Origin of the sequence: Proteiniclasticum sediminis (assembly GCF_018128025.1) — a bacterium.
Lineage (GTDB): Bacteria > Bacillota > Clostridia > Clostridiales > Clostridiaceae > Proteiniclasticum > Proteiniclasticum sediminis.
In genome coordinates this window covers 303,520-319,579 of record NZ_JAGSCS010000001.1, presented here as the reverse complement: position 1 = coordinate 319,579, position 16,060 = coordinate 303,520, and the positions used below count along the sequence as shown (strand labels likewise).

The following is a 16,060-nucleotide window of genomic DNA, read 5'->3' as shown; positions in this document are numbered from 1 at the left end:
CATAGGCAGAAGATATAAGGAAGATGTAAAGATTTACACTAAAATCATGAATTTTTTTTGAACGTCATCGACATGGGGAAAACAGCGATCATTTCTTGGCTTTTCCAGGGCAATCCTGTGGGGGAGAGGATGATTAGGGTCCTCCGATCTGCGTATAATGGAGAAAGAAAGGAGTGTGATGTCTAGATGGCAGAAGTAACCTTTGACATCGTGAAGCAAATCGGGGTCCTCTCCACCAGCCCCAAAGGCTGGAGCAAGGAGCTGAATCTCGTCAGTTGGAACGGGCGTCCTCCCCGGTATGATCTTCGGGAATGGGATGCGGAACATCAGAAAATGGCAAAGGGGATTACCCTTTCCGATGAGGAGGCGAAGCTCCTCCGGGATTTTCTGGTTTCCGAGATACCGCGCTGACTAACATGGATGTACAGCAAGAAAGAGCAGTTCCGATGAACTGCTCTTTCTCATGGTGCTTATGCCTGGGTTCGTTTCCGGAACCTGAGGGAAAGGTAATACACAGAGAGAACTGCAGCGAGGATGAACATCCCCATGGCCGTAAGCCCTTTTGTCGTGGAGACGGGAGTCTTGATCCGTTCCCCCGGAGAAGTAATGCTCATGGAGGAGAGATGAATATCCGCTTCGCCTCCATGCTCGGGACAAGCCCGTTGGAACTTCCCGGTGAGAAGAAGCTGGTCCCCGAGGGTTTCGTACTGTCCGAACACTTTGATACGGCGAGCTTCTTCGGCGGACATCCAAATCCCTATGGCGTTGCTGCCATCGGAGACATTGATCCACGTCCCCTCCGCTCGCTCCAGAGGTTCTCCGATGGCTTCGGCAGAAATGACTACAGACTGGTTATTCCAGTCGGCAGCGTTTTCCACCAGGTCATTGAGACGAAGAGGAGAGGCAGCCACCGGAACAGTAAAGAGCATCAGAAAAGTTATGCAGAGTAGGATAGTTTTGAGGTTCTTTTCCATAGATGACGTAACCCTCCTCCGATGGAACCCAGAAGTGAAAAGACCGATAAGAACTCAAGGCGTCCCAGGTACATGGCAAAGATATAGTATATCTTCATCAATGTGGGCATATCTGGAGTGGTGACCCCGATACTCAGTCCCACATTTCCAGCAACGGATGCGGATTCGAAGGCAGATTCACTGAGGGGGTAGCCGTAATAGGCGCCAAGAAGCGTACCGATGGTCATGAGAACCACATAGCACAGGATGATCAGTGCAGAAGACTTGATCACCGCATCATCCAGGACCTGATTTTTGATGTGGTGATAGGTGTAGCTGCGCAGATTCCGCTCCGGAGACAGCAGTTTTTTGATATCCATGAGGAGACCTTTGAAGACAATTCCCACGCGAAGCCCCTTGAAGCCTCCTGCTGTGGAGCAGGCCGAGCCCCCGATGAGCATGGCAATGACCATGAGGAAGATTCCGAAGTCTCCCCATTCCCGGGCAAACTGGCGGGCATAAATGGAACCAAATCCTGTGGTGGTATGGGCCGAAAGCACGTTGTAGACGATCCGTCGAAATGCCGACAGGGCATCGGGGTAAACCGAGAGCTTCGAGAGACCCAGTACAGCCAGAACGCTGATGAGGGAAGAGGTGATGAAGAAGCTTCGGGTTTCGATATTTTTGATCAGCTCCCGTCGGTTTTTATGCCACATGGCGTAGTGGAGTCCAAAGTTGAAGGAGCCCAAGATGAAAATGAGGATGGTGATAGTTTCATAGACCACACTATGGTAATACATGATGTTTTGCGTATTGGGGGCAAAACCTCCGGTGCTCCAGGCGGACTCGAAGATATAGAGGGCGTGCAGGAAGGCGGAATCGGGACGAAGACCGATGGCGATCCCGGTGACCCATAAGAGGGCTGTCCCCAGGACCAGATAGATCAGACTGATTTTCCAGATTTGTCCGGCGGTGCCTTTCATACTGGGCAAGAGTTCAATATCCTTGCCTTCCCCCACATACATCTTGTATGCTCCCCGGGCTTCTTTAACCAAGAAGGTCAGGGCCAAGACCACCATACCCTGTCCGCCGATGAAGGTCAGCATATGCCGCCACATGTTCAGGGCGTTGGACAAATGGTCCAGATCCTGGGTTAATACGAGACCGGTGGTGGTGAAACCGCTCATGACATCAAACACGGAGTTCAGCCAGGAGGGATTGTGACCGCTGAGGCGATAGGGAATGGCACAGAGAAAGGTGAGAAAGAGCCAGGAAAGGGCAGCCACAGCAAACCCGTGTTTCCAGTGAAAATCTGATTTTGACCCCTGGACCCCATGACCAAAGATCATCAGCGTAAGGCCAAAGATCAGCGATCCGGAAATCCCCACGAGGAAGTCCAGGGCGGGATTCCATTCCTGATAGACGATGGCCGTGAGGAGGGGGATGATCATCAAGAGGGACATGCAGTAGACGACAAACCCGGTATAAAAGCAAATGATTTCCAAGCTGGTGGCGTGACGCTGCGTTTTCATCGCTTTATGCCATCAGTACCATCGTTACCGCAGTAATTACCGCGATGAAGGTGAGGACAAGCCCCAGTTCCGATAGTATCCCCTTCAATTCATCTTTGTTAAATTCCATCGTTTTTTCCTCCCTTTATTCATGGTTTGGGCGAACTCCTGGAGCTCCGACGGGCTGGTCACCAGCAGTACTTTGTCCCCTTCCTGGAACTGCGTATCTCCCTTGGGGTAGATGATGGCATCGTTACGGAAAACCGAAACGATGACGCATTCCACAGGAAAGGGAATATCGGCAATGCGTTTTCCGGACCAGGTGAGCTCAGAAGTGATGATGATTTCGGCCAAGACCATGGATCCGCGGTCAAAGGTGTTCAGGATCTTCACCTGGGGATGATCCACTTCAGATTCAATGAGATTCGCGATGACAGCGGTGCTGCACACGGTGTTGTCAATGCCCAGAACCTTGAACATCTCCATGTTTTTAGGGTTGTTGACCCGAGAGATTGTCCGGCTGATCTGATACTGCAGTTTGGCGATTTTGCAGATGATGAGGTTCTCTTCATCGGTTCCCGTGACGGCAGCGACGATATCCGCATCTTCAATTCCGGCATCCCGGAGCACATCCAGATCGGTTCCATCCCCATGGATCACATCCACGGGAATACTCTCTGCGATGCGCTGACAGACATCCTGATCACGCTCGATGAGGGCCACATCATGGCCATGTTCATATAAGGTTTTTAAGAGATAATAGCCGACTTTTCCACCACCGACAATGATTGTTTTCATAGGAGCATCTCCTTGCAAAGCCGCTGAAAGAGCTTATTCTTTTGGGATTGACTGACGGTGCAAATGATTCGGTCCCCCAGGGATATGGGTTCATGACGTTCCGGCAGGGAGAACAAGGTACTATGGGTGATACCTCCGATCCGGCAGTGACAGGTTTCTTCGATCTCTTCCACGGTGGTGTGAACATCACGATTGACCAGGAGCTCAATGATGTCATAAGCCTCATCGACGGAGGTCAAAACCTCGAAGTGATCCGTCATGAGTTTTCGCTTCAGGACTTCGATTCCCGATTGTACAGGATTAATGGTTTCAATGGAGAGAAGATCATAGACAAAGCTTTTGCCCGGTGCGTTTACCCGGGCAAGGATTTTGGGGACTTTATGGATATCCTTGGCGATGAGGGAAACGGTCAGATTTACATTATCATCATTGGTTACGGCCAAGAGAGCATCCGCTTCCTGAATTCCGGCCTCCAGGAGTTTGTCATGATCAAACTCAATTCCCGTAATCCGTTGTCCATTAAACCCGGATCCCAGAGAGCGGAGCTTTTCCCCGTCGCGGTCGACGATGGATACCATATGGCCTTCGTCGGCGAGTTCGCTGGCTAAGGTGCTGCCGAGTCTTCCGCAGCCGATAATTACAATAAACATGGCTTTAGCCTTCTTTCTTTTCAGCGTCTTTTCGCTTTTCGGTGGTTGAGAAGTTCATATAGGAAAATGGAGCTATGGGGTTCTTCCACCTCGATCACATCCCCGAAGTCCACGTGATCGGATGTGCTGCCGAACTTCTGATTGGTCAGCCGTTCCAGATTGTGAAGGGCGGGTTTATAGGAAGGATCCAAAGCATAGGATGCACGATAGTGCCGGCAGGCTAAAGGGTAATCTTTATGGTGTTCGGCGATGAGCCCAAGAAGATTATGGTATTCCGGCAAATCCTGATTGTCCAAAACGGCTTGGAGCGTGCTGATCATGGCCATATCAAAGTCCCCGGACTTTAGGGCATTGATGGCGATCCTGACCTTCATTTCATAGGATTTTTTTAGGGATTCCGAGTTGTTCATGACTGTTACCTCCAGGAATAGTCGGGTGAGTGACTTTCTTTACAGTCCATATCCTACTCCGATTCCGATAAAGACGGGGTTAAGAATTCCAGACCGGGGATAAAGATCGTATTAATATTCCCTGGGGAAATCCCGCAGCCATTGCGGGAAAGCCTTGAAATGAGTAGAATGAACTTAAAACGCAAGGGGTAAAGGATACATAAGGAGGGGAGGAAAGATGAAGAAAGAGAATGAGCGGATCCGAGTCCGGGAAGTGGCCAGACAGCTGGGACTGACCCTGGGGCTCAATCTTCTGACCACAGGAATTTCCTTTCTCATCCGGCACTGGGGATTCACCGAAGTGAATATTGTGGTGATGTACATTCTCTCAGTCCTGGTCACCTCCCGATTCACCAAGGGGTATGGCTATGGCATCTTCGCCTCGGGCTTATCCATCCTTTCCTTTAACTTTTTCTTCACGGAACCTTTGTATAACTTTAAAGTGGATGATACGTCGTATATTTTTACGTTCATCATCATGTTTATCTCCGCAATGTTCACCAGCGCCCTGACCAGCAAGCTTTTAAAATCCCATACCCTGTCCATGGAACGGGAGAAGCAGTCTCATCTTCTGGCGAAAATCACGGGAAGTTTGGCAAAAACCAGCGAGATCAGTGAAACGGCTGTGGTTTCGGCAGAATGGCTGTCCAACTTCATGGACTGTGATGTGACATGCTTTTTTATGGAAGAAGATGGGAACATGGCGCAGATTCGAGTCAGCAGTAAAGGTCAGGTTTCCAAAGTCATTCCGCAGGTGCCTCTGGAGCATCGGGATTTTTTTATCGCCCAGTCCTACACCATTCCGGTGGAAGTGAAGGGGCATGTTCTGTGTCATTTTTGCTTTCCCAAGGAAGCAGCGGACATGGACAAGGATCGGAAATTTCTTCTTTATTCCATCCTGATGCAGGTGACCATATCCATGGAAAGGGTACTCCTCATCCGGGATAAGGAGAATGCCCGGGCAGAGGTGGAACTGGAGCGTTTTAAGAGCAATCTTCTCCGGGCGATTTCCCATGATATAAGGACCCCCTTGACGCGGATCATGGGGACCTCGGAAATGCTCCTCCAGGGGATCGATGATCCCCAGTGGAAAGAAGTGATTCAGGGAATCCATGAGGACGCCGACTGGCTCACCCGGCTGGTGGAAAACATCCTCAGCTTTACCCGCGTCCACGAAGGGAATCTGGCCATCAAGATCCAGCTGGAGGCCGTCGATGAGGTGCTTTCTGCCGTAGTGGACTATATGGGAAAGTATTTTCCGAAACATCAGTTTCGAATCCTTATCCCCGATGAGGTCCTCTTTATCCCCATGAACGGCAAGCTCATGGAACAGGTTCTCATTAACTTGGCGGGAAATGCCGCGGAGCATAGCCCGGAGCAAAGCGAAATTGTCCTTCATGTGTGGCTGGAAGGGGATAAAATCTGGTTTGAAATGGATGACCAAGGCTCCGGTTTTGTGCCCCAGGACCTCCCGAGAATCTTCGATCTGTTTTTCACTTCCCAGGAGTCACGTCCCACCACCCGGCATGGACTAGGGCTGGGATTAGCCATCTGTAAAGCCATCGTGGAATTTCACGGGGGAGAAATCATGGCAGGGAATCGGGCAGAGGGGGGCGCCATGGTGAAGTTTTATCTAAAAAACCAGGAGGGATGAGGATGAACACGGAAATCTTAGTCGTGGAAGATGATGCGCAAATTCGCAATTTCATCAGCTTCGCGCTGAAATCTCAAGGCTATGGCTGTATTGAGGCCGAAACGGGGAAGGAAGCCATGGCCCAGATCGCCATGAACGCCTTGTCGGCGATCATTTTGGACTTGGGTCTTCCCGATCTCCACGGGCTGGAGATCATCAAAAAAGTCCGCGGATTCTCTGCAGTGCCCATCATTGTCGTCTCTGCCCATGATCAGGATCGGGATAAGGTGGAGGCCCTGGATATGGGGGCCGATGATTACCTGACCAAACCTTTCAGCATGAAAGAGCTCCTGGCGAGAATTCGTGTGGTCTTGCGCCATCAAACCTTTCAGCCGGAGGATAAGGCGAGGATTCGGCAAGTGGGTGACCTGGAGCTGGATTTGGATAAACACCGGGTGACCCTGGAGGGGAAAGAGATCCACTTAACCCCCATGGAGTTTGATATCGTGAGCTTGCTGGTCCAAAACCCCGGGAAAGTCCTGACGCATAAGTTTATCCTGAAGGAAGTCTGGGGATCGGAGTTTGAAAGCGACCTGCAGTCTGTACGGGTCTTCATGGCCAACATCCGGAGAAAACTGGAAAAAGATCCCACGAAACCCCGCTACGTTTTTACGGAAGTCGGCATTGGGTATCGCTTTGCTGATGAATAGGGAAGGAGTACGCCATGGCTGAGTTTACACCGATTTTCTGTTCCAGAATTTTTCTTGCACCACTGGCATTGAAGGATGCCGAAGCATTATTTTGCTATCGGACGCATCCTCTTGTGGAACAGTTCCAGTCCCTCCGATTTCGAGATCTCCGGGATGCCGAGGCCTTTATCGCGGAGCTTCCGAAAGATTTTGGAGAACGGGGTACGTGGTTCCAGCTGGGGATCTTCAAGATCGATACGGGAGAACTCATTGGAGATCTGGGGATTCATTTTCTGGAAACCGGGGAAGAAGCCGAGATGGGGTATACGATCAGTCCTTCATCGCAGAGGCAGGGCTTCGCCTGGGAGGCCGTATGCGCCATGGTGGACTACCTGTTTCTTCACCAGGGTCTTCAGTCACTGGTTGCCTCGACGGATCCGCAAAATGTCAGGTCCCGGAAACTTCTCCAAAAGTTAGGGTTCCGCCCGATGGAGGAGGTACTCCTTGAGGATGAAGCGGTGGAAGAAATCGTTTATCGCCTCCGGCGGTCGGAATGGAGGGGACATTCTGCGAAAAGTGACGCCAATTAAGGCTTACCAAGGTTTTTTTCCTGAAAAGTAGGTTGACTCTTTTCTGAAAGGTGGTATGATTTTAACGTAGGGTTTAGGTACCTGAAGTTCAATGAAGTCCCCTGCAGGTATAGTTAAATGGTATAACATCTGGTTCCCAACCAGACATTGAGGGTTCGATTCCCTTTACTTGCTCCAGAAAAAGCGCTGATTTCGGTCAGCGCTTTTTGTTGTCCGGTTTATGGGACATCTCCCTTGTTATGCTTGTCCTAAAGCTGACGAATCGCCGTGGATGCTGTCCATGGAGCAGGGAGGAGGGAAGACGGTGTTTATGATCTTACGCAATATTTATTGGGGGACCGCTGTGGGAGAAGCTCTGGGGAAGCCGGTACAGCTGGAATCCCGCATGAGCCGAAGGCTGGATCCCGTGGAGACAATTCAGAAAGAGTTCCTTCATGGAGAAGTTTCGGAAAGACAGCGGGCCCTTACCTTGGAACTTCAGGAAGCCTGGGTGAAGGAGCTGCCTTGGTTTGGGCTACTCGCAGAAAGCCGAAGAGTGAGCTGGAGCCAAGAATGGGCTCTGCGGGGAGAAAATCATCGCAAAGCATCGAGCTTCGGAGATATGGGGATGGCTTTGGCCGTGCTTCTCCCCCTGGTACTGGATCTTCGGCTTCGCTTCGGGGAGGATTTTTCTCAGCGCAAAGAGGCCTTTCAGCGCATCGGCGAGTTTTTGCCGCAGCCTTTGGGGGATCCCCTCCAGGAACTGGCGGCGGGTGTTCTTCTCTGTACAGCAGCGCTCCTCCCGGAAAGGCTCCCTTTACAGGAAACCATCGCCTTGGGCGTATCTCGGGCCATGGCCCATTATGCGCCCCATCGGGCTTACCGTCAGGCGCTTCACCGGTTTCATCGGCTCAGTCAGGAGTCTTTTTTGGACCTTCCGGAAACCGAGATTCGCAGTAATGGCGATGTGGTGGAAACCCTGGAAGCTGCCCTTTGGTGTCTCGTCAACACCACGGATTTTGAATCCTGCGTGCTGAAAGTCGTGAATTTAGGCGGGAATACGGTGGATACGGGTAGCCTGGCGGGAGGATTAGCTGCCCTCTATTATGGCATTCCCCAGATCCCGGAGCAGTGGAAAGCCATGCTGCTCCCTTTGGAGGAGGATTGGCTACTTTCCTTTTCTCCCCGTGAGGAGCTGCCTCTCTGGCAGGAATTGCGAAAGAAAGACGTTCGTTTCAAGGGGGAAGGGGCAGATCTCTTTCCGACGAATAGCCGGGTGACGGGATTGAACACTTCCCGGTGGCGTCCCTTTACTCGACTTAAACGGTATGTTTCGGGTTAACGGTCATGGGAGAATCGGACAACAAACTAAAATAAGCGGAACCGTTGAGAAGACTGTGCTGATGCATGGTCTTTTATTTTGCTTTGGGTATCTGCGGCACTAGAAATCAATGGAAATCTGCCGATAGAGAAGAAGATTAAGCATGCAGTGGCGGAGGAAGCGAATGATGGAGAACGGGAAGAAACACAATATTACCATTCGGGGAAAGGGAGATAAAATCCTGGTGTTCGGGCATGGACTGGCATGTGACCAGAGGATATGGTCAAGAATCCTCCCCTACTTCGAAGAAGAGTACCGGATGGTCCTTTTTGATTATGTGGGTTCCGGGCTATCGGACCATGGAGCATATGATCTTAAAAGGTACAAAACGCTCCAGGGTCATGGGGAGGATCTGAAGCTTCTCATTGAAACCCTTGACCTCTGGGACATTACCTTCGTGGGGCACTCCGTCAGTGCCATGATTGGCCTTTTGGCCGCCGTGGACCTGCCGGAACGGTTCAAGTCGTTGGTCATGATCGGTCCTTCGCCTCGGTATCTCAATGATGGGGATTATTTCGGCGGCTTTGAGGAAGAGGAGATCCATGGGCTTCTGCGGATGATGGAGATGAACTTTACCGGATGGGCCACGGCCCATGCGGGAGTCTTTCTAAACCAGCCGAATTTTCCGGCAGAAGAGGAACATCTGCGGGGCGTATTTCTGCGTGAGGATCCCCGGCTCATGCGGCAATTTGCAGAAGCTACTTTCTTCTCCGACCATCGGAAGGATCTATCCCGGTGCCCGGTTCCGGCCCTGATCCTGCAGTGTGCGGAGGATAGCGTGGTTCCCCGGGAAGTGGGGGAATACCTTCATGCCCATTTAGCGGGAAGTCAGCTGGTTCATTTGCCAGTGACCGGTCATTATCCCCATCTGGTGGCCCCGGAGCAAACGGCAGCGGTGATCCGGCAATATTTGAAGCACGTGGAGTTGTCCACGGGAGAGGAGAAAAAATCATGGATCTTCGACTAAAGAATGCCCCCTGCGCCTATCTCCAGCTGGATCACCGGGGGATGGTGAGGGAAGTTAACACCATGCTTTGTGCCTATACGGGCTACCCGGAAGAAAAACTGGTGGGAAGCCCGGTGGAGGTGCTTCTCGACCGGGTGAACAAGATAATTTTTCACAGCTACTTTCTTCAGCCCCTCCAGACGGAAAGCCAAGTGGAAGAACTCTATCTGGAGTTCTCCCATACCGACGGGACCCGGATTCCGGTGCTGCTCAGCGGCATGTCCTTCATGGAAAATGGTCAGCGACTCATCAACACCATGGCCCTTCGGGTAAACCGGAGAATGGCCTATGAGAAAGAGCAGCAGATCATCCGGGAGGAGCTGGAGAAAGCCCATGAAGCCAAGGACAGGGCACTGGAGGAGCAGCGAAGGACCATGCAGCTTCTGGAAACGACCCTGCAATCCATGAATGAGGGAATCGTGGTCACCGATGAGAACCTGAAGATCACCCTCATGAACCCGGCAGCAGCAAAATATCTCAACTTATCGACTGAAGTAGCTTTGGCTAAACCGCTGTATGAGGTTTGTCTTTTCCATACGATTTCCACCCAGGAACCCCTGGGGAAAATTCTGGAAAGAGAGCTCACGGGGGAACGGGTCTATAATCCGGAAGAAACCTTTGTGCGCAGAAGTTCCCAAGGAGAAGAGACGTTTTTCTCCCTCAGCGCCAATCCGATTCTCCCTCGGGGTCAAGTGCCCGGGGGCGTTCTCCTGTCCTTTAAGGACATTACCCGGGAACTTCTTCAGGACCGGGAAATCCGTGGATTTCTCCGCATGAATCTGGATATGCTCTGTGTCACCGATGAAGAGGGACGCTTCTACAAGGTGAATCACCGGTTTGAGTCCGTCCTGGGCTATGACAGTGAAGAGCTTCAGGGAAGGCCCTATCTGGAGTTAATCCATCCGGATGACGTGGGCGCCACCCTTGAAAAACGGCAGGCGCTGAAAGACGGCGAAGCCGTCCACAACTACATCAACCGCTACCGAACCAAGAACGGTGAATACCGGTATCTGGAGTGGAACTCGGAGCCCACAGGGGAAAAGTTCTTATTTTCCTCAGCCCGGGACGTGACGGAGGAAGTCCTTCGGGCGAAGACCCTGGAGAATATCGCCATCCGGGATCGGCTCACGGGTGTCTACAACCGACATTACTTCGACCATATCCTGGAGGATGAGATGCGCACGGCCAGCCGGGGAAAGCAGCCGCTCTCCATGGTTCTATTTGATTTGGACAGCTTTAAGAGCGTCAATGACCGCTTTGGGCACTATACGGGGGATGAGGTGCTTCATCTGGCGGCGGAGCTGGCGTCCCTCATGATCCGGGAATCCGATGTCCTGGTCCGCTTTGGGGGAGAGGAGTTCGCCATTCTTCTGCCACGGACCGGGGAGGAAGGGGCCGTGGCCCTGGCGGAGATAATCCGCAGGAAACTGGAGACCACCCCCCATCCTGTGGCAGGAGTGGTCACGGCCAGTTTTGGCGTGGCCCAGATGGCTGAAGGGGAAAGCTTTACCCGATGGTATCAGCGGGTGGACGATGCCCTCTATGAGGCCAAGCGCAGCGGGAAAAACTGCGTCGTCGCCTCGGGAAGGAAAAACCTTGAGCATCAGGAGGAAATTCCCCTGATCCATGCCCAAAGCTAATTTCTGATGCTATAATAGGAAGATAGATGAACACTATGGGAAGATGATCATTCCCGGGACTGCATTTTAGGCAAATAAGTGTCTTAGGAGGAATCCATGGCCAGGAAACCTAATCAGAAGCTGAAAATTCTCTATCTCATGCGCTTTTTTTTGGAACAGACTGACGAGGAGCACAGCATCACCATCGCGGATATGCAGATGGAGCTGGAGCGCTATGGCATCAGTTCGGAACGGAAATCCCTTTACCATGACATCGAGACTTTGAAGACCTTCGGTCTCGACATTGGGGTGAAGAAGACCCGGGGAACGGAGTACTATCTGGCGAGTCGGGACTTTGAGCTGGCGGAGCTGAAGCTTCTCGTGGATGCCATACAATGTTCCAAGTTTGTCACCCATCGCAAGAGTCACGAACTGATCAAGAAACTGGAGGGGTTAGCCAGCAAGAAGCAGGCCTTGTCCCTGCAGCGTCAGGTGTATGTGGCCAATCGGGTGAAGTCCGTCAATGAGAGTATCTACTATAATGTGGACAAGCTCCATACGGCGATTGCGCAAAACAAAAAGGTGGCCTTCAAGTATTTTGATTATAATGTGCAAAAAGAGAAGGTCTTTCGAAAAAAAGGGGAGATCTACTACGGAAGCCCCTATGCCCTCTCCTGGGATGACGAGAACTACTACCTCATCGTCTACTACGGGAAGTATGATAACTTTGTCCATTACCGGGTCGACCGCATGAGTGACATTGAGGTGCTGGATCAGCTGCGGGATGCTCTTCCGGAGGATCAGCGCTTTGATGTGGCGGACTATACGAAGAAAACCTTCAACATGTTCGGCGGAGAGGACGAAGTGGTGAACCTCCAGTTCGACAATAGCCTGGTAAATCAGGTGCTGGACCGATTTGGTTCAGAGACGGTTCTGGAAAGAGCCGACGAGCAGACCTTCAAAATCCGCACGGTGGTGACCATCAGCGGAACCTTCTTTTCCTGGCTGGCCATGTACGGGGACAAGGTACGGGTGGTGTCACCGGACCATGTGAAGGAAAAATATGTGGAAACGCTAAAAGAGATCATCTCGCTGTACGCTTAGTGCAGCAGATGATCTCTTCTTTTTATCGTGAAGAGGGATGGGCGATTTCCAGCCAGCAGGTTAAGCCAAACAGGAGGCCATTGAGGGTATCGATTCCTGAGCTGTGGCCAATTTGAGCCAGGCTCATGAAAATCTGGCGGTGACATTCCGGCTGGGGAGAAGACAAAGCGAAAAAATCTAAATTATAGAAGATTCAAATCTGTTATTTATCCTGATCGTAAATGTTCTGTGACACTTCCCTGGAACGGAACTTCTCCGGGGGTTTTGGTGCTATGATGACATTGAACCGATGAAATGCATCATTGGGTGTTTCATCGTAGGTTTGGAAAGAGCCTTGAACCTGTGGATCTTTCAGGGTTTCCCAACGTTTACATGGGTTTTTCAAGTTAACACGGACATAACATTCCCGCAATCTTGTTTAAACAAACTCTCTCTATAATTCGTAATGTAGACAAAATAAGAAAAGAAGATCTACTCAATTAGGAGGAAGAAATGAACAAGAAATTAATTGGACTCGTATCATCCCTCGTCATGGTGGCCATGCTCGCAGCATGCGGTACCAAAGCTCCCGCAGAAACCCCGGCCGAGACTCCCACAGAGACCCCCGTCGAGACCCCTGCAGAAGGATTAACCGGTCCCATCAAAATATTTACCCGTGATGCCACATCCGGAACTCGTGAAGCTTTCGAATCCATCGTCGGATTTGCCGATGAGCTGTCCAACGACGCCTTTGAAGTTTCCTCCAATGGCGACATGGCGACCAAAGTTGGTGCTGAAAAGAATGGTATCGGCTATGCATCCCTGACCACCGATTTTGAAGCCAACAATCTGATCCCCGTAAAATATGAAGGCGTAGAAGCCACCATCGAAACCGTTGTGGATGGAACCTACAAACTGAACCGTCCCTTCAGCTATGTGACCCGTGCAGCCGGAGACTTCGATTCCAAGGAGAAGGAAGAACTGGTGGCCGCATTCATCGACTACATGGAAAATTCCGTGGAAGGCCGTGAAGTGGTCCTGGGTGCCCATGGCATCGTGGATGTGGACGCTGGAACTCCATGGGATGAACTGAAGAAGAATCACCCCATCGTGGATAAGGACAACAGCGGCATTACCCTCTACACCGGCGGATCCACTTCCGTGGAGAAGACCCTGAAGGCTGCGCTGGAATCCTTCGTGCCCATGGCTGGAAACTTCAAGATCAACATGAACCACACCGGATCCGGAGATGGATTCAAGCGTGTTCTGGGATCCGAGAAGGATGGCGCCAACAAGGCTGACATCGGATTCGCCTCCCGTGCCTTCAAGGCAGAAGAGACCGTATCTGCTGGAATGCTCTCCGGCGTCTATGCCAAGGATGCTGTGGTCGTGGTCGTCAATAAGGCTAACACGGCAGTAACCGATCTGACCCAGGCTCAGGTAGCCAGCATCTTCAAGGGTGAGATCAAAAACTGGGAAGACCTGAAGTAGAAATAAGATTACAATAGCCAACAGAGGGCGCCCGCGAGGGTGCCCTTTGGAAGGAGAAAAACAGTGTCCATACGATCAAACATTTCCAAAGATTATCAAAAACGCAAGAAAATCTTGGACACCATAGGAAAGATGCTGTTTAGGGCTGCCGGAGTTATTTCGGCATCCCTAATTGTCTTGATTTTTGTGTTCATTGCCTTGAAGGGGGTTCGGGTCTTTTTACCCAACTACGAGTTTGGCCAGGTCAGTCTGAAAGAATTCCTCACAGGCCTCGTGTGGCGTCAGGATCAGCAGAAGTATGGGGTACTCTTTATTGTGATCAATACCCTGGTCTCTGCCGTGGGAGCAGCCATCTTGTCCTTCCCCGTCTCGGTGCTTACGGCACTGTTTGTAGTGAAGATCGCCCCGAAGAAACTGAAGGTGTTCTTCACCACCGTGGTGGAGCTTCTGGCCGCCATACCCTCCGTGGTCTATGGTGTCTTTGCCGCGGGGGTTATTGTCAAAGGGGTAGAACGGATTGCCGCCCTTGTTGGCGCTGATACCTTCGGCGGAAACTCTCTGCTGGCGGTGATTATCCTTCTGGCCATCATGATCTTCCCCACCATGACCTCCATCGCCATCGTGGCCATCGAGTCCGTGGAAACGGAGATTGAGCTGGGATCCCTGGCTTTGGGGGCGTCCAAGACCCAGACGAATTTCAAAGTGGTGCTGGCCTCGGCCAAGTCCGGAATATTCGCCGGACTGATCCTGGGGTTAGGTCGGGCCTTCGGCGAAGCCACCGCGGTTTCCATGGTGGCGGGCAACAAGTTTTATGGCCCCACCACCAATCTCTTTGATATTACCCGAACGCTGACATCGACCATGCTTTCCGGTTTAAAGGAAACCACGGGGCTGGATTATGATATTCGTTTCAGTGTCGGCATTGTCCTCATGCTGGTCATCTTTGCCACGAATTTTCTTATCCACTACGTCAAGCGCAGAATTGGAAGTGTAACCAATGAATAGAAAACGACGTCTTGAAGACGGAATCAAAAACAGTTTAACCTACCTCAGCACGGCCATCGCCGTTCTAGTCCTCCTTTCCATCTTCATCTATGTCTTCCAGAAAGGGGCTTCCACCCTGAGCTGGGACATGGTGAAAAGTGATTACTGGGCAAAGAACTACAACCTGACTTTCCAGGAAACGGAAGCAGGAAGTTTTACCTACCCAGGAACCTTGCCGGAAGGGGAGTACTTCAGTGAAAAGTTCGGCTTTGCGGCGAAGGATGCCCTAAGCCACGATAAAGCCAAGCAGATCCTCATCACCTATGTAGACGAGAAGTCACCTTTGCGCTCCGCCATCATTGAAACTGCAGGGGCAGATTTTCACAAGCCCCATCCCGTGGAAGTGGGTTCGGAGATTCAGAAGTTTGAGTTTCTCAATGCCAAAGCCGTGAAACGAAGCGCTGGGGTCATTGTGAACATGGATGCCGAAACCATGGTGAAGACCGTGGATACCAGTGCTGTGCGTCTGGCGGGGGTGTACTACAAAACCGCCGGCGGCGGCGTCTTTGGTTCCCTGAAAGCCACCTTCATGCTCATCGGCATGTCCCTCGTCATTGCTCTTCCCGTGGGCATCTTTGCCGCCATTTATCTCAATGAGATCGCCAAGAAGAATGCGTTAACCGGCCTTGTTCGCTCTTCCATCGAAATGCTGTCGGGCGTTCCCAGCATCATCTTCGGTCTCATGGGCATGACGGTATTTTTCCCCATCACGGCGCTTATGGGGGCCACGGGCCCCAGCATCCTTCTGGGTGCCATGACCCTGTCGGTGATTCTTTTGCCCGTGATCATCCGCCAGACGGAAGAGGCCCTCATCGTGGTGCCCATGGGACTTCGCTCGGCGAGCCTTTCCCTGGGCGCCACGGAGACCCAGACCATCTTCAAGGTGATCCTTCCCAGCGCACTGCCGGGAATTCTCTCCGCCACCTTGCTTTCCGTTTCCCGAATCATCGGAGAATCGGCCGCCCTCATCTACACCATGGGAACCTTTGTCAATGACAATCCCTCCCTGAAGCAGGGCGCCACCTCACTGGCGGTGCAGATCTGGTCCGTCATGAGCGGAGAACAGCCGAATTTTGAACTGGCCAGTGCCATTTCCATCATTGTTCTCGTCATTGTCCTGATTCTCAACATCGGCGTCAAGCTAGTCAGCAGCCGTCTAAATCGAAAATGGAGCGTATAAGAAT

At 51.6% G+C, this 16,060-nt stretch carries 17 protein-coding genes and 1 tRNA gene; 12 read left to right on the top strand and 6 right to left on the bottom strand.

Annotation, left to right across the window (positions count from 1 at the left end):
- Positions 1–186 precede the first annotated feature (186 nt).
- Complete coding sequence (locus KCG48_RS01495) at positions 187–411, top strand: YdbC family protein (protein ID WP_211799514.1); 225 nt, start codon at positions 187–189, stop codon at positions 409–411.
- Positions 412–470: 59 nt separating this feature from the next.
- Here the strand turns inward: KCG48_RS01495 and KCG48_RS01490 are convergent, their stop codons facing one another.
- The 5 genes from KCG48_RS01490 to KCG48_RS01470 all read right to left on the bottom strand — a co-directional run bounded on the left by KCG48_RS01490 (position 471) and on the right by KCG48_RS01470 (position 4,322).
- Positions 471–929, bottom strand: a complete 459-nt coding sequence (locus KCG48_RS01490) for a hypothetical protein (RefSeq protein ID WP_211799513.1) — start codon at positions 927–929, stop codon at positions 471–473.
- Positions 930–937: 8 nt separating this feature from the next.
- Complete coding sequence (locus KCG48_RS01485) at positions 938–2,404, bottom strand: TrkH family potassium uptake protein (protein ID WP_230976952.1); 1,467 nt, start codon at positions 2,402–2,404, stop codon at positions 938–940.
- Between the two features lie 165 nt (positions 2,405–2,569).
- Entirely contained in the window at positions 2,570–3,262 is a 693-nt protein-coding gene (locus KCG48_RS01480; RefSeq protein ID WP_211799511.1) for a potassium channel family protein, read from the bottom strand.
- Positions 3,259–3,912: a potassium channel family protein gene (locus KCG48_RS01475; RefSeq protein ID WP_211799510.1), complete on the bottom strand. Its 654-nt coding sequence runs from the start codon at positions 3,910–3,912 to the stop codon at positions 3,259–3,261. Before KCG48_RS01475 ends, KCG48_RS01480 begins: the two co-directional genes overlap by 4 nt.
- Positions 3,913–3,932: 20 nt before the next feature.
- Positions 3,933–4,322: a hypothetical protein gene (locus tag KCG48_RS01470; protein ID WP_211799509.1), complete on the bottom strand. Its 390-nt coding sequence runs from the start codon at positions 4,320–4,322 to the stop codon at positions 3,933–3,935.
- A 217-nt stretch (positions 4,323–4,539) separates the two neighbouring features.
- Between KCG48_RS01470 and KCG48_RS01465 the strand changes: the two genes are divergently transcribed.
- The 8 genes from KCG48_RS01465 to KCG48_RS01430 all read left to right on the top strand — a co-directional run bounded on the left by KCG48_RS01465 (position 4,540) and on the right by KCG48_RS01430 (position 12,362).
- Positions 4,540–6,015 carry a sensor histidine kinase gene (locus KCG48_RS01465; RefSeq protein WP_211799508.1) on the top strand — a complete coding sequence of 492 codons (1,476 nt, stop codon included), beginning with the start codon at positions 4,540–4,542 and terminating at the stop codon, positions 6,013–6,015.
- Positions 6,012–6,704: a response regulator gene (locus KCG48_RS01460; protein ID WP_211799507.1), complete on the top strand. Its 693-nt coding sequence runs from the start codon at positions 6,012–6,014 to the stop codon at positions 6,702–6,704. The genes KCG48_RS01465 and KCG48_RS01460 overlap by 4 nt, the downstream gene beginning before the upstream one ends.
- A gap of 14 nt (positions 6,705–6,718) precedes the next feature.
- Positions 6,719–7,273, top strand: coding sequence for a GNAT family N-acetyltransferase (locus KCG48_RS01455; protein ID WP_211799506.1), 555 nt, complete (start codon positions 6,719–6,721; stop codon positions 7,271–7,273).
- Between the two features lie 103 nt (positions 7,274–7,376).
- Positions 7,377–7,450 (top strand) — tRNA-Gly (locus KCG48_RS01450).
- A gap of 133 nt (positions 7,451–7,583) precedes the next feature.
- Positions 7,584–8,594, top strand: coding sequence for an ADP-ribosylglycohydrolase family protein (locus KCG48_RS01445; RefSeq protein WP_230976951.1), 1,011 nt, complete (start codon positions 7,584–7,586; stop codon positions 8,592–8,594).
- A 163-nt stretch (positions 8,595–8,757) separates the two neighbouring features.
- A complete protein-coding gene (locus tag KCG48_RS01440; protein WP_211799504.1) occupies positions 8,758–9,600 on the top strand; it encodes an alpha/beta fold hydrolase in 843 nt (280 codons plus the stop codon).
- Entirely contained in the window at positions 9,585–11,279 is a 1,695-nt protein-coding gene (locus KCG48_RS01435; RefSeq protein WP_211799503.1) for a diguanylate cyclase, read from the top strand. The genes KCG48_RS01440 and KCG48_RS01435 overlap by 16 nt, the downstream gene beginning before the upstream one ends.
- A gap of 96 nt (positions 11,280–11,375) precedes the next feature.
- On the top strand, positions 11,376–12,362 hold the full coding sequence (locus KCG48_RS01430; RefSeq protein ID WP_211799502.1) for a helix-turn-helix transcriptional regulator: 987 nt from the start codon (positions 11,376–11,378) through the stop codon (positions 12,360–12,362).
- 22 nt (positions 12,363–12,384) lie between these two features.
- On the opposite strand, the gene KCG48_RS14670 is transcribed toward KCG48_RS01430, so the two are convergent.
- Complete coding sequence (locus KCG48_RS14670; protein WP_230976935.1) at positions 12,385–12,489, bottom strand: DUF2877 domain-containing protein; 105 nt, start codon at positions 12,487–12,489, stop codon at positions 12,385–12,387.
- A gap of 365 nt (positions 12,490–12,854) precedes the next feature.
- Between KCG48_RS14670 and KCG48_RS01425 the strand changes: the two genes are divergently transcribed.
- The 3 genes from KCG48_RS01425 to pstA all read left to right on the top strand — a co-directional run bounded on the left by KCG48_RS01425 (position 12,855) and on the right by pstA (position 16,056).
- Positions 12,855–13,832 (top strand): substrate-binding domain-containing protein, encoded by a 978-nt coding sequence (locus KCG48_RS01425; RefSeq protein ID WP_211799501.1) that lies wholly within the window; start codon positions 12,855–12,857, stop codon positions 13,830–13,832.
- A 114-nt stretch (positions 13,833–13,946) separates the two neighbouring features.
- Entirely contained in the window at positions 13,947–14,837 is an 891-nt protein-coding gene (gene pstC, locus KCG48_RS01420) for a phosphate ABC transporter permease subunit PstC (protein ID WP_211799500.1), read from the top strand.
- Positions 14,830–16,056, top strand: a complete 1,227-nt coding sequence (gene pstA, locus KCG48_RS01415) for a phosphate ABC transporter permease PstA (protein ID WP_211799499.1) — start codon at positions 14,830–14,832, stop codon at positions 16,054–16,056. Before pstC ends, pstA begins: the two co-directional genes overlap by 8 nt.
- Positions 16,057–16,060 lie beyond the last annotated feature (4 nt).

What these genes read in the sequence shown, in the direction of transcription:
- KCG48_RS01495 (WP_211799514.1), top strand. Translation starts at nt 187, where the DNA reads ATGGCAGAAGTAACCTTTGACATCGTGAAGCAAATCGGGGTCCTCTCC.
- KCG48_RS01490 (WP_211799513.1), bottom strand. Translation starts at nt 929, where the DNA reads ATGCTCTTTACTGTTCCGGTGGCTGCCTCTCCTCTTCGTCTCAATGAC.
- KCG48_RS01485 (WP_230976952.1), bottom strand. Translation starts at nt 2,404, where the DNA reads ATGATCATCCCCCTCCTCACGGCCATCGTCTATCAGGAATGGAATCCC.
- KCG48_RS01480 (WP_211799511.1), bottom strand. Translation starts at nt 3,262, where the DNA reads ATGAAAACAATCATTGTCGGTGGTGGAAAAGTCGGCTATTATCTCTTA.
- KCG48_RS01475 (WP_211799510.1), bottom strand. Translation starts at nt 3,912, where the DNA reads ATGTTTATTGTAATTATCGGCTGCGGAAGACTCGGCAGCACCTTAGCC.
- KCG48_RS01470 (WP_211799509.1), bottom strand. Translation starts at nt 4,322, where the DNA reads ATGAACAACTCGGAATCCCTAAAAAAATCCTATGAAATGAAGGTCAGG.
- KCG48_RS01465 (WP_211799508.1), top strand. Translation starts at nt 4,540, where the DNA reads ATGAAGAAAGAGAATGAGCGGATCCGAGTCCGGGAAGTGGCCAGACAG.
- KCG48_RS01460 (WP_211799507.1), top strand. Translation starts at nt 6,012, where the DNA reads ATGAGGATGAACACGGAAATCTTAGTCGTGGAAGATGATGCGCAAATT.
- KCG48_RS01455 (WP_211799506.1), top strand. Translation starts at nt 6,719, where the DNA reads ATGGCTGAGTTTACACCGATTTTCTGTTCCAGAATTTTTCTTGCACCA.
- KCG48_RS01445 (WP_230976951.1), top strand. Translation starts at nt 7,584, where the DNA reads ATGATCTTACGCAATATTTATTGGGGGACCGCTGTGGGAGAAGCTCTG.
- KCG48_RS01440 (WP_211799504.1), top strand. Translation starts at nt 8,758, where the DNA reads ATGATGGAGAACGGGAAGAAACACAATATTACCATTCGGGGAAAGGGA.
- KCG48_RS01435 (WP_211799503.1), top strand. Translation starts at nt 9,585, where the DNA reads ATGGATCTTCGACTAAAGAATGCCCCCTGCGCCTATCTCCAGCTGGAT.
- KCG48_RS01430 (WP_211799502.1), top strand. Translation starts at nt 11,376, where the DNA reads ATGGCCAGGAAACCTAATCAGAAGCTGAAAATTCTCTATCTCATGCGC.
- KCG48_RS14670 (WP_230976935.1), bottom strand. Translation starts at nt 12,489, where the DNA reads ATGAGCCTGGCTCAAATTGGCCACAGCTCAGGAATCGATACCCTCAAT.
- KCG48_RS01425 (WP_211799501.1), top strand. Translation starts at nt 12,855, where the DNA reads ATGAACAAGAAATTAATTGGACTCGTATCATCCCTCGTCATGGTGGCC.
- pstA (WP_211799499.1), top strand. Translation starts at nt 14,830, where the DNA reads ATGAATAGAAAACGACGTCTTGAAGACGGAATCAAAAACAGTTTAACC.